We start from the raw sequence: 12,862 nt of genomic DNA, 5'->3' as shown, positions 1-12,862 counted from the left end.
AGTGGGGCATGCAAAGGCGCTCAATTTTTGTTCTGGTGTCGCTGGTCATTTTATCGCTTTTGCTGATGCCGGCTCACCTTTCTTACGGTGTGGATCGATCGCCGTTTGTAACTCGGAGTGGAACTCATTTTGCTGTCGATGGGATTCCTTTCTACGTCGCCGGCGTCAACAATCACTATCTTCCCTACGGATCGCTGCAGGAGGTAACCGACGTTCTTGATGACGCCGTTGCGATGCACGCCAATGTCATACGGACATTCATTCAGCCGGTCATAGGATCGCTCGACAATAATGTGCCTGCCATTTGGGATTGGAAAAGCACGGCTGAGACGAGCAATCTCGGCGTGCACGGCGTCTACATGCTCTATTGGGACGCAACACAATCCCGGATGGCGATCAACGACGGCGTGGACGGCATGCGCCGCATCGACTTTCTTCTCGAGGAAGCTCGCAAGCGCAACCTAAAGGTTATTTTGGCATTTCTCGATTTCTGGTCATACACGGGCGGCGCCCAACAGATGCGCGCTTGGTACGGCAGTGACGACACCTACACGTTTTTTGCGAAGGACCCGCGCACAACTGCCGACTACAAGAACTGGGTGCAGGCAGTCATCACGCGGGTCAATAGTATCAATGGCAAACGCTATGCCGACGATCCGACCATCTTTGCGTGGGAACTGATGAACGAACCGGACATCCATCCGGTTCCACTTCTGCGATCGTGGCTCGCGGAGATGGCTCAATTCGTGAAATCGCAGGATAGCAATCACTTGCTCGCGAGCGGTCACGGCAATTCAAACGGCGATTTCTTTGATCTCCAAACCGATGGCATTGATTTTGGTACTTGGCATGGCTACCCGCGTTTCAACGCTATTACTCCGGCTGAAATGAACGAGCGCATCAACGCGTTCTGCGCTGTGGGCGCGACGTATAACAAGCCTGTGCTGCTTGAGGAGTTCGGTTGGTCCAGGGTTCACGAAAACCAGATCGAGGTCTACCAAAACTGGCTGAATACCATCTATCAGAACCAAGACTGCTCCGGCTGGATGGTCTGGCGTCTTGTTTCGCGGCAGGACAGCGGGAAGTATCCGGATGATTCTGTCGACGGCTTCGATATTCACAACGATGATAGTCCGCTGTGGCGCCTTATGCAGTCAGCAGCCGTGCGGCAAATTTCAAAGCCCACTCTTTCTTTTTCAATTCAATATCCATCAACCAAATAGACTAACGACGTTTGTCGCGGCGAATTTTTTGAATCATTCTGAACAGTAATACTGCGAGTATCTTATGACGATGGAACATACTGCAAACGCCAATCCACGTGGCACGCGCCAAGAGATCGATGCCTTAAGAGGCACAGGTCTTCTACAGTCCAGAGATGAATGGGAAGCTCGCAACGACGAGCTGTCAGCTTCGTTGAACCAGCTCATTCGGAGGTACCGCCTCGCCAGGACCGACAATGCCCTGGATGTCGGCTGTATGTCGGGCGAGCTGACAGATCGATATGGCGAAGGCTTGAATCTCAGCTGGTCAGGCATCGATCCGGATATTCCTGAAAGCAAAATTTCACGCAATGGCGCGCGTCTCTATCCCGGATTTGGCCACCAGCTGGCTTTTCCCAATGACCACTTCGACTGCGTCACCTTCGCGAATGTATACGAACATGTGCCGCCTGCACTGCGCGCCGCGACTTTAGCGGAGATCTACCGCTGTTTGACGCCAGGGGGCATTCTAGTCGGACAATTGCCCAACCCGTACTTTCCTATCGAGTCGCACAGTCGCCTGCCGTTCCTAGGTGTGTTGCCTCGACCGTTTCAGCGCGTGTATTGGCGGCTGACGCCCACCGGGTGGGATTTCGACAAGGCGCATTTTTTCAGCGTCTCGATGAACGATCTCAAACGTAGAGCGCAGGCTTGCGGTTTTGAGGTTATTGCTGTCCGAAATTTCAACTACTCGGTACGCGCGATACCAAAATCGGTGCACTGGCTCGCGGCCATTCATTCGCGCCTTGGGATACTTCCGTGGGCTTGGCAGTTCGCATTTCGAAAGCCGTTGTAACTTGCAATTTTGTTTTTTAATTTGAAACAGGGGACCTTCCATGAACGGCAATGCGCCATTGACCAGAGCCATTTGCCGGGAAATCGAAGAAGCAGATCTCGACGGGGTTGCAGATCTTCTTGCGAGAGGTTTCCCAAGTTACGATCGTGCAGTTTGGAAAGGTTTCTGTCGGCGTTTGGCCGATCGGCCCTGGCCCGGCGGCTTTCCAAGATTTGGATGGATGTTGGAAAGCAAAGGCCGTGTCGTCGGCAGCATCTTCACAATTTTCACCGCGGTTCCCGTCGAGCGGCGGGTTGAGATTCGTTGCAGTACGTCCAGTTGGTATGTCGAGTCGGAGTTTCGTGGCCAAGGCTTCCGCTTGGCGCGGCAAGCAGCCAAATTCAACGACGTCATTTATTTCAATCCAACACCTGGCGCCGGCACGCGTCCGGTCCTCGATCATCTTGGGTTCGCGCCTTATTGCAGAGGACATTTTTTGACAGTAGCAGCTGCCAGTCCTACTCGCGGGCCAGCGCGGATCTGGGATTATGCCGCTTACAACTCAGAGGGTTCAAAGCTTTCGCCCTCAGATGCTGCGTTGTTGGCCGATCACAGAAATTACGGCTGCATCAGTCTGGTGTGCGAGACGCCCGATAAGGCACTTCCGTTCGTATTCCTGAGGCGCAGGCAATATGTTTCCTATGCGCAGTTGATCTACTGCCGACAACCATCCGACATCATCAAATACGCGGGGCCTATCGGCCGGCATCTTCTTACGCGCGGAATCCCGCTTCTGGCGATTGATTGCAATGGCCCCATCAAGGGATTGGTCGGGCATTTCATGGATAATAAGCCGAAATTCTTCAAAGGGCAGAGGGCCCCCCGACTTGGCGACTTGGCCTATAGTGAACTGGCCTTCTTCGGCGATTATGTCAGCGGATTCCGCGCCGAATAAAAATGGCGTCGGCCGGTGGCCGCTGCATTCGCCGAATTCTCAAATACGCTAACTGGATTTTTGTCCGTGCGGCCGAATGCGGCTCCCCGAAGAATGTTGGAATATTGAATCAACATTAATCCTTCTTTCACCCCCGCCGGATAAAAACAATCGTCGCAATTTAATGTGTCGAAAAATTATCGATGAGTGTAAGCCGCCTTTCGCGGTTGTTTGAATTCACAGCAGCGCAGATTTTAGTTCTCATATTCTCGCAGAGATAATTGCCAGTTGATTTCTTGATTTCGCAGCCCGCCAAGCTGCTGTTCTCGAATTCGTAGATCTGTCCATCATTACTTCTGCGCGGCGGCAATGTTCGACGCGAACGTATGATTTTTGTTGCATTCATTAGAAAATCTAGAGGCGTCCGGGGCATCCGCCTTTGAGGCCCACGCTGGAAAAAAACTGATTTTTTCTCCAATTCAAGGGGGCATTCCATGGTGAGTGTTTCGGCGGGGGCTGTTGGCCTCTCAGGGGAAGTCGATACGGGGAAGGACGCTGCACCGAAGACGAGCGCCCATACGAAGACTCTCGACAATGTTGCCTACCTCAACCGCGATGAAGCAGGAGCCAATGCCGCAAATTCAATGACGCCGACCTCATCGGCGAGCGGCTTTTGGGCGCTGGCTGCGATAGCGGCGCATTACAGAATTTCAGCTCAGCCCGAGCAAATAGCTCATTCGCTTGGCATTTACGGGAAGCATTGCAGTAGCGAGGATATTGTTCGCGGCGCTCAAAAAATAGGTTTGAAGTCGAAAGTTTTGAAGCATCAGAATATCGACCGCCTGAATGCTGTGCCGCTGCCGGCGGTTTTGCGGCTGAATGACGGCCAGCATATCGTCCTTTCCAATCGGCTTGCCGACGGCCGGTTCCGGCTCGTATCCCCAATGACGCGTGCGGTGAAGGTCGCAGACTCGGCCGCGCTGGCCGAATGCTGGGCGGGCGAAGTCATCCTTCTGCGGCGTCGACTGGCTGGTGCTGGTATGAGCCCGGTCGCGTTCAATTATCGCTGGTTTCTCGCTTCTATTTGGCGGTATCGCCGTCCGCTCTCTCATGTGCTGGCGGCTTCCTTATTCATTCAGCTTTTTGCATTGATCACTCCTCTGTTCTTTCAGGTGATCATCGACAAGGTTCTCCCTTACAAAGGCGAGTCGACTCTGTTGGTCATTGTTGGCGGCCTGGTTTTGCTGGGTGCGTTCGACGTCACGCTCCAATATTTGCGTTCCTATGCTCTCAACCACACGACAAGCCGGATCGACGTCGAGCTTGGAGCGCGGTTATTCGATCATCTGCTGCGCCTGCCGCTCTCATATTTCGAAACGCGCCCGACAGGGCAGACTGTTGCTCGCATTCGGGAACTCGAGACGATTCGGTCGTTCCTCACGGGCCAAGGGTTGTCGTCGATCATTGACTCGCTTTTTGCGGTCATTTTCATTTCGGTCCTGTTTTGCTATTCGGCGCTGCTCGCAACAATCGTACTGGCTTCGATCCCTTTCTACGTGACGATTGCCGTCCTGGTCAGGCCCATATTGCGTCAGCGGATTGACGAGCGCTTCAACTGTGGCGCGGCCAGCCAGCAGTTTCTGGTCGAGTCCATCGTCGGCATGCAGACGCTCAAGGCCGCGTCGATCGAGCCTACCTTGGGCAATGAGTGGGAAGAGAAGCTTGCTTCGTATGTGCGCACATCATTCAAGGCTGTCACTTTAAGCAACCTCGGGCAGAACGCGATCCAGTACGTGGGAAAGGCGACAACCGCCTTTGTCATCCTATTTGGCGCGCGCGCAGTAATGAACGGCGAGATGAGCATCGGCGCGTTGGTTGCCTTCACGATGATCATGAATCAGGCCATTGCGCCGATACTTCGGCTGTCGCAACTTTGGCAAGACTTCCAGCAGGTCCATATTTCGGTCGACCGGCTCGGGGATATTTTGAGAAGCCCGGTCGAGAACAAACCTCAAGCGTGCATGAGCCTCGGGCCTTTGCGGGGCGCCATTAAGTTCAGCGACGTCAGTTTCCGGTATTCGCCCGACAGCAGCGATGTGCTGAGGGATATCAATATTGAAATTCCGGAGGGGCAAGTCATCGGCATCGTGGGGCCTTCCGGGTCCGGAAAGTCGACGCTGACGAAGCTGGTCCAGAGGTTATATCGTCCCGAGCGCGGACAGATCTTCTTGGACGGCATCGATATCGGACACGTCGATACGAGCTGGCTGCGGCGCCAAATTGGCGTTGTCCTGCAAGAGAACCTTTTGTTCAACCGTTCGATCCACGACAACATCGCGCTTGCCAATCCGGCGTTGCCGCGCAGTGCGATCATGTCCGCCGCGAAGCTTGCGGGCGCCGATGAATTCATTTCGAAGCTGCCACTTGGCTACGACACATTGATCGAGGAACGCGGCGCCAACCTGTCCGGGGGACAGCGACAGCGCATCGCCATCGCGCGAGCCTTGGTCACTCAGCCACGCATCCTTATCCTCGATGAAGCGACGAGCGCGCTCGACTACGAAAGTGAGCAGATCATTCGCGCCAATATGCGCGAAATGACGAAGGGGCGCACCGTCATTATCATTGCACATCGCCTGGCAGCGGTGCAGTGCTGCGAACGAATTATCGTTGTCAAAGACGGCTGCATAGTCGAGGACGGCGCGCCCATCGAACTTCGCAAGTGTGTCGGCGGCGCGTACGCGACCCTTCATAAACTTCAATTTTCTACGATGGAGGCTTAATTGAAAGCGCGCGCTGTCCGTTGGATCGGGTGCCTGTCGTTGTTCGCCGCCACTCTCGGTATCATCCATCAACTCTTCTTGCATTTTGCAGGTGGCGCTTGGGGCGGGCTCCTGTCATCCCCATCCGTCGTGGGCTGGTGGATGGACGTTCCGTCCGCCATCATGGCATCGTCCCGTAACGCCGGTGACGCGTTCAATGGGGAGCCATTGGTGTTGGCATTTGTGGAGCTGCTCGTTTCGGTTCCGGTGACGCTGGCTCTTTTCTTTGCGATATTTTTCTTGAGGTCGCGCGATCCGTTCCGCAGCCGCGCCAACGCGATTGCGCGGTTCTTCACTAAAAGCGGTTTAGGGCCGGTTCTCAAAGGCCGCGCCGTTGTCGCATCCGCGGACGCACGCCGACGAATGGAGGCGGCGCATCGGGAGTTTCTACCGGCGGCGCTCGAACTTGTTGAAACTCCGCCGTCGCCGATCGTCGTCGCTTTGCTTTGGTTCATTTGTCTCGGCTTATCGTCCGTGCTGGCGTGGTCGTATTTCGGCCATCTCGATATTTATGCGACGGCGAGCGGAAAGATTCAGCCCAGAGGCGGCTCAAAAATCGTTCAGCCATTGCTGCCGGGTAAAGTCATCGCGATGCACGTTGAGAACGGCAGCCATGTCAAAGCAGGCGATCTTCTCATCGAACTCGATCCGACGGAAACGGCGGCCGATAAGACAGCGCAAGCGTTGGAACTGCAGGCCACGCGAGCAGAAATCGCGCGGCGCGAGGTCGCCGTTGCAATCGCTCGCAGCGACACCCTTGCGCTGCGGCCTATTCCTTTCGACGAGAGCCTCGGCGATGTCCTGCGCGATCGGGAAGAGCACGTTCTCGCAGCGGATGTTGCTCACTTGGTTTCAACGCGCGACAGCCTTGAAGCACAGTTGAGAGAGGCGGTCGCGCGCTACGATCATACGACGATGACGGTTGCGGCGAGGAACGGTTTGCTCGCCGTATTGAAGGAACGCGTGGATGTAAGAAATGAGATCGACACGCAGAGCGGTGGATATCGGGCAAGGGTCCTCGATGCCATGCAGGAATATGAGCGAGAAAAGACGAATCTCGCGAGCGATCAGGGTGAGCTTATTGAGGTCCAGGCAGCTAAGAATTCCGCCAAGGCCAAAATTGACGAAGCTATGGCACAATTCATTGCCGAGCAAACGGCCAAGCTCGCTGAGGCTCAGCGCAAACGCGACGGGCTGGTGCAGGATCTCATCAAAGCGACAGAGAAGGAGACGCAGACCAGGTTAACGGCGCCCATCGACGGAATGGTTCAGCAACTTTCGGTGACGACAGTCGGTCAAGTCGTAGCGAGCGGGCAATCGCTGATGACGATTGTGCCGGATGATGCGCCAATCGAAATTGAAGCCATGATCCTCAATCGCGACATCGGCTTCGTGAAAGTTGGGCAACCCGTGACGATCAAGGTCGATGCGTTTCCATTCACGCGATATGGGACGCTCGACGGTACCGTGACGACCATCTCGCACGATGGCGTCGACCAGAAGACGGCTGCAAATCTAAGCGACGCCGCAAGCCTGACGAGACCGCAAGGGGCGCCCACTTCAGCCAATGCTGCCACAGCGGAGACGCTCGCGTTCCCGGCCAGAATAACCATCTCGCGAGAAACAATCGATGTCGATGGTGACAAAATTCGGCTGCGTCCTGGGATGTCGGTGAGTGCCGAGGTCAAGACGGGACAGCGCCGCGCTATCGACTACGTATTGTCTCCGCTCCGCGAAATTCAATCCGCTTCGCTGCAGGAACGCTAATCGAATTAGGTACTCAATATCGGTGATCATGAAAGTCTGGAATAAAATATCATAGATCAGTAGTCAGAATGTTTTTTCAAAAATTGTTGAAGGTGTACGATGTCGAATGCAATTGTAGTTGAGAATCAGAAGCCGGGAGCTCCCCAAAGCGAATGGATGCTCCAACCGGGCGAGGCGAGTTCGAGTATCGAGGGTTTCACGACCTCGATGAGCACGAATTTGGGGAGCACTGTTAATTTCAAAATCAACACAGACTCCAATGATTACCGGATCGATATCTATCGCTTGGGGTACTACGGCGGCGATGGGGCCACGTTGGTCACGTCGATGGAGCACCAGGGGGCGGTCAATCAGCCCAATCCGATAACTGACCCGACCACCGGCAACATCGACGCCGGGAACTGGAGCGTCACGGATTCATGGAATATCCCAACCAATGCGACTTCTGGCGTCTACATTGCTAAATTGACCAGGCTGGACGGAACGGGCGGCGAAAATATCATCCCGTTCGTTGTGACGAACAATGCGAGCACCTCCGACATCATCTTTCAAACGTCGGATTCGACTTGGCAAGCTTACAATGCCTGGGGTGGCGGAAGCTTCTACACCGATACGGCACAGAACATAAGCTACAACCGGCCGATTCAAACTCCCGCCGGGCCTGACGATACGACCGCGTCGGGACCTTGGGATTTCGTTTTCGGAGAGGAACTGCCGGCGATTTATTTCCTCGAGAAGAACGGTTACGACGTCAGCTATCAATCCGGAATTGATACGGCGACGAACGGCAGCCTCTTGCTTAACCACAAGGCATTTTTGTCGGTCGGCCACGATGAATATTGGACTGCACAGCAGCAGGACAACGTCCGGGCGGCTCGCGACGCGGGTGTCAGTCTCAATTTTTGGAGCGGCAACGAAAGCTATTGGACGACTGAGCTTCTTCCGAGCATCGACGGAAGTGGAGATCCCAATCGCACGCTGGTGACCTACAAAACATCAGCCACCGGATTGCAGAATCCCGACGGCGTATGGACGGGGGCGACCCGTGATCCCGCTGGCGGCCTCATTCCCGAGAACGGACTTTCCGGCCAGATGTACTACGTGGATTGGGATCACAACACTCCGCTCAATCCAATCACAGTCCCTTATAAGTATGCTCAACTCAACATTTGGAAAAATACGGATGTCGCTAATCTTCAGCCTGGCGAAACATATACAAGTCAGAGCGACTACCTAGGATACGAATGGGACGTCAACGCCACATCAAGCGACGTGGCGAACAATGGGTTCAGTCCGGCCGGGCTCGTGCCTCTATCCTCCACGACGGTGACGTCCGACGCGGTGAGCAACGCCTACATACTCTCGGGGCTGATTACGGGCACTGTAACCCACAATCTGACCATGTATCGCGCACCCAGCGGTGCGTTGGTATTCGCCGCGGGAAGCATCATGTGGACGTGGTCGCTCTCGTCCTTGCATACGCCGGGGCCGGATGGGTCGCCGACCGACGCTCCAGCCGATGCGGCCTTTCAACAGGCGATGGTCAATCTTCTTGCCCAAGAGGGAATTCAGCCGCAATCCCTGGATTCGAGCTTGGTCTTGGCTTCAAAGTCGACAGACTTCTTGCCGCCGACGACGGTCATATCAACAGATACGGCCGCACAGTTTGTTGCGGGGCAACTCGCAACAATCACCGGTACGGCAACAGACCAGGGTGGTGGCGTCGTTGCGGGCGTAGAAGTATCGACCGACGGCGGCAATACTTGGCACGAAGCCGATTTCGCAGCCGCCGCCGCGAACGTCAGTTGGACCTACGCGTGGACTCCCGCGGCGACGGGTTCCTATACTATTTTGGCGCGTTCGGTGGATGACGTCGCCAATCTTGCGCATCCGCTTCTTAGCCCCAATTTTTCGATCACGGATTTCTACAGTAATTTTGCCGTTTCGCAGGGATGGGCGACGCCAGATACGATGCGTACGCTCGCCGATTTCAACGGTGACGGCCGCGCCGATATCGTCGGGTTCGGTGCCTCGACGGTCTACGCTTCTGCGTCTCTCGGCGACGCGTCGCAGTACAACGGGGGGGCAAGCTTTTCGGCAAGTCTCACAGCCTTGGCCAACGACTTTACAATCGCTCAGGGCTACACGTCGGCGAACCAGCGCGGAATCGATTTCGTCGGAAACCTCTCGAGTTCTCCGACGGATCACTTCGAGGCGCTCTGGGCGGTCGGCGCGGATGGGTTTCACTACGCTTCTGTTACCGGTTCCGGAGCAGCAACGTCGTCGAAGGTCTATAACAACTTCGGGCTCGCCCAAGGTTGGACGCAGACATACGGTGTCGAGGTCGCCTTCCTCTCCAAATCCGATACCTATGCCTCAATCCTCGGGTTTGGCGTTTCTGGTCTTTGGGTTGGACAACAGGCGTTCAACCCAACAGCGACGCCGGCGGCGAGCTATATTGCAGCTGGCTCGCAAACGCTCGGCGGCGCATCGGGATGGGACAGCACGTTGGATATCCAAACGTTCCGCGATTACCGAGGCAACATGATCGACTTGAACAACGACGGAATCGCTGACTTCGTCGGAATGGGTCCGACCGGAATGGAGTACGCCTATGGTCAGTTTACCGCCGGTGCGACGGCGGGCTCACAAGTTTACTCGCTCGGCGCCATTCAGAAGGGCTCTACCGGTACGAATATTGATTTCGGGCGAGACCAGGGGTGGGATACATCGACGTCGGAACGCATTCTCGCGGACATCAATGGAGACGGACGGCTCGACGTCGTCGCTTTCGGTGACGCGGGCGTCTGGGTCTCTCTCGGCCAGCAGGCAAATGCCGACGGAAGCGGTGCGTTCGGCGCAGCCTACCTTGCCATGGCAAACTTCGGTACGCAGCAAGGGTGGAGCGCAGAGGTCAACACGCGCGTGTTAGGCGATGTTTACAACAAAGGCGAGGTCGACATTATCGGATTTGGTGCAGATTATACTTTTGTCGCAAGGCCGACCGTCGATGCGACGACGGGGCATGTCACGTTTGCGATCAGCGAAAGCCTGCATGCTTACGGAACGAATGAAGGGTACTCACCCTCTCAGAATTTCCGTGGCGTTGCCGATGTCAACGGGACGGGTGTCGATAGCATTGTGGTGAGCAGCGCGTCGAATACTCAAATCGTAAGTCACGTATAACCTCGTCGCGCAATCGGGTCATGGGCTGCCGGCCTCGCATCCGGCAGCCCTAGATCCGGTGATGTCTCAATTGCCCCGCTGTGGACGGTTTCGCACGCGCGCCTGCATTTCCCGCAACAGCAGCCACCTCACAGGTTTGTTTGGATTTTTCAGCGCGATTTTCCACCAAGGCCTTCGTTCGTGGAAGTAATAGGAGATCGGCCGTCGAGAGATCAGCACAGAATTTGCCGTCGAAATATCAGGCTCTTCTCCCTCGTTTTCACCCACTCCTTTCCAAGTTTTGTAGCTCAAGTCAGTCGCATCGAGTGCGGCAGCAAGCGTTACCTTTCCGCCGGGCGAGTTCGCCTCGTGTTTGACGAGAACCGCATCGATATGACTTCTGAAGCTAATGGGCGTAGCATCCGGGAATAGCTCGACGCGAGCTTCAACCCGATTGCTTACGATGTAGCGATGTCCGCTCGCGCATGCTCGCATATGGAAGTCCCAATCGACGTTTCGGTCCAAAGACTCATCGAAGCCAATGGCTTCGATTGCTGGGCGTCGTCCTACCATTTCGATAGTGCCGAAGAGATTTGCCACGACCCCGGTATTCAGCGCCTCACCTAAGCGAACTCTATCGGGATACAGAGCTGCCGGTTCCGACGGCAGCTTCTCGAAAATCAATTGCGGAATCACGAAGTCAAAATCGGGTTGCGCGTTCAGCGCCTCTACGGCATCGATCAGGAACGCCGCGCCGATCGATGTTCCGGCTCTGCAAATTGCAACGAAGTCATTCTCGGTGCTGCGGATCCCCAGATTGCAGAGTGCCGCCAGGCCGCCGCGAAAGCCGAGTTCGACAATTTTGACCGTCCCGTTGGAAACGAGCGAAGACGCCTTTAGACGTTCGAAGACAGCTGCTCGTTCGGTCGCGGATGGGAGGCGATCGCATGCGAAGATAACTTCGACGTTCAGCCCTTCCACTTGAAGTGCCGAATAGATCGTATCCATTGGATCGCCATACTCATCGCTGGTCGCAACGATGATCGAGAGCCGTTTCAGTTCAGCTTCGGACGCCAGCGATGGTTTGCTTGTCGCGGTATGCATCCAATATGGCGCTGAGGCGGGCTTCAATGCTACCCGCTCATGCTTCAGGCCATGGCGGCGTGACCACATATCTTGGAGCAAGCCGACAAGATCGTGTGCAGTACCATCGAACTTCTCGCAACTGGTTCCATTTGCCCAAGGCGTCTTATGACCGAAGGCCGGATTGTTTCTATTTAGAATGACGAGTGCACCCAGGAGATTTGCTTCATATGCGGCAAGACAGAAGCTCTCATAGGCAGCGGGGAATATCGCGACCGAATTGGAGATGGTCTCTTCCCGCAAGGTGTTATGCAGATTGTCCAGGATTTTGATGCGTGCTTTGAGATGATCCGGAATCAAGCTTTCACAATGCCGGTACAGTTCGTCGTTGACGATGTGAGCCAGTAGCAATGCATCGCCTTGATATTCCGGGGTGGAGTCCATGAAGCCGACGGCAGCATTGATGAACACGTGAGCTCGTTTCACCCACTGTATCTTGCTGGTGAATACGAGCGGGGTGGTCTCAGTGAATTTGGCGCTCTCTTCGCGTTCGTCGGATTCCAGCAGCACCGGCGGCGTTTCAACGACGGCTTTTCGCTGCCATGTTTCGCTAAAGCCAAAATGCGAAGCGACATCATCGATGATCGGGTGAAGGTGACCAACGACGACATCGGCGTCGGAAAGCGCTTTCCTTTCTATGTCGGCGATCACCAGATTTCCACAATGCGCAGGCCGGTGGTCTCGGCTGCGTAGAACAGCTTCTGTGCTGTGGATACGTACGGCGATCGTTGAACGTGCGAAGGCGCGACCCATCAACTTTTCCTGCAGGGTGGCAAACGCTATGCCGCCAAAATCTGGAAACTCGATCACATCGAAGGGGCCCGTGCTTTGCTCGATGGCACGAAGCGCTTTCATCAGTTCGGCGGATTGGCCGTGACGGGCCAGCATGAAAGCATCGGCAGGCGGATAGCTGATATTGTCCGTAGAAGTCCGGGAAGCCCACGCCTTGGCATCGAAGAATGCACACACCGGGTGAATGCGCCGGAACAATCCT

At 55.4% G+C, this 12,862-nt stretch carries 8 protein-coding genes; 6 read left to right on the top strand and 2 right to left on the bottom strand.

Annotated elements, in window-relative coordinates; all coding sequences use genetic code 11:
• The first annotated feature begins 8 nt into the window (after nucleotides 1–8).
• Together K2Q04_RS17580 and K2Q04_RS17575 are read left to right on the top strand one after the other, a co-directional pair.
• On the top strand, nucleotides 9–1,223 hold the full coding sequence (locus tag K2Q04_RS17580) for a cellulase family glycosylhydrolase (protein ID WP_291166001.1): 1,215 nt from the start codon (nucleotides 9–11) through the stop codon (nucleotides 1,221–1,223).
• A 70-nt stretch (nucleotides 1,224–1,293) separates the two neighbouring features.
• Nucleotides 1,294–2,058, top strand: a complete 765-nt coding sequence (locus K2Q04_RS17575; protein WP_291166000.1) for a class I SAM-dependent methyltransferase — start codon at nucleotides 1,294–1,296, stop codon at nucleotides 2,056–2,058.
• A 16-nt stretch (nucleotides 2,059–2,074) separates the two neighbouring features.
• Here the strand turns inward: K2Q04_RS17575 and K2Q04_RS17570 are convergent, their stop codons facing one another.
• Entirely contained in the window at nucleotides 2,075–2,500 is a 426-nt protein-coding gene (locus K2Q04_RS17570; RefSeq protein WP_291165999.1) for a hypothetical protein, read from the bottom strand.
• 33 nt (nucleotides 2,501–2,533) lie between these two features.
• Between K2Q04_RS17570 and K2Q04_RS17565 the strand changes: the two genes are divergently transcribed.
• The 4 genes from K2Q04_RS17565 (at nucleotide 2,534) to K2Q04_RS17550 (ending at nucleotide 10,746) form a co-directional block, all read left to right on the top strand.
• Nucleotides 2,534–2,992: a hypothetical protein gene (locus tag K2Q04_RS17565; protein ID WP_291165998.1), complete on the top strand. Its 459-nt coding sequence runs from the start codon at nucleotides 2,534–2,536 to the stop codon at nucleotides 2,990–2,992.
• A gap of 623 nt (nucleotides 2,993–3,615) precedes the next feature.
• Complete coding sequence (locus K2Q04_RS17560) at nucleotides 3,616–5,754, top strand: type I secretion system permease/ATPase (RefSeq protein ID WP_291166035.1); 2,139 nt, start codon at nucleotides 3,616–3,618, stop codon at nucleotides 5,752–5,754.
• Nucleotides 5,755–7,560, top strand: coding sequence for an HlyD family type I secretion periplasmic adaptor subunit (locus K2Q04_RS17555; RefSeq protein WP_291165997.1), 1,806 nt, complete (start codon nucleotides 5,755–5,757; stop codon nucleotides 7,558–7,560).
• Between the two features lie 99 nt (nucleotides 7,561–7,659).
• On the top strand, nucleotides 7,660–10,746 hold the full coding sequence (locus tag K2Q04_RS17550; RefSeq protein WP_291165996.1) for a N,N-dimethylformamidase beta subunit family domain-containing protein: 3,087 nt from the start codon (nucleotides 7,660–7,662) through the stop codon (nucleotides 10,744–10,746).
• Between the two features lie 66 nt (nucleotides 10,747–10,812).
• Here K2Q04_RS17550 and K2Q04_RS17545 read toward each other — a convergent pair whose 3' ends face one another.
• Nucleotides 10,813–12,858 carry a hypothetical protein gene (locus K2Q04_RS17545; protein ID WP_291165995.1) on the bottom strand — a complete coding sequence of 682 codons (2,046 nt, stop codon included), beginning with the start codon at nucleotides 12,856–12,858 and terminating at the stop codon, nucleotides 10,813–10,815.
• Nucleotides 12,859–12,862 lie beyond the last annotated feature (4 nt).

The organism is Hyphomicrobium sp., from assembly GCF_019753045.1.
Taxonomy (GTDB): domain Bacteria; phylum Pseudomonadota; class Alphaproteobacteria; order Rhizobiales; family Hyphomicrobiaceae; genus Hyphomicrobium_B.
Note: the sequence above shows the minus strand (reverse complement) of the source record. Positions and strands in the feature narration are given on the sequence as shown.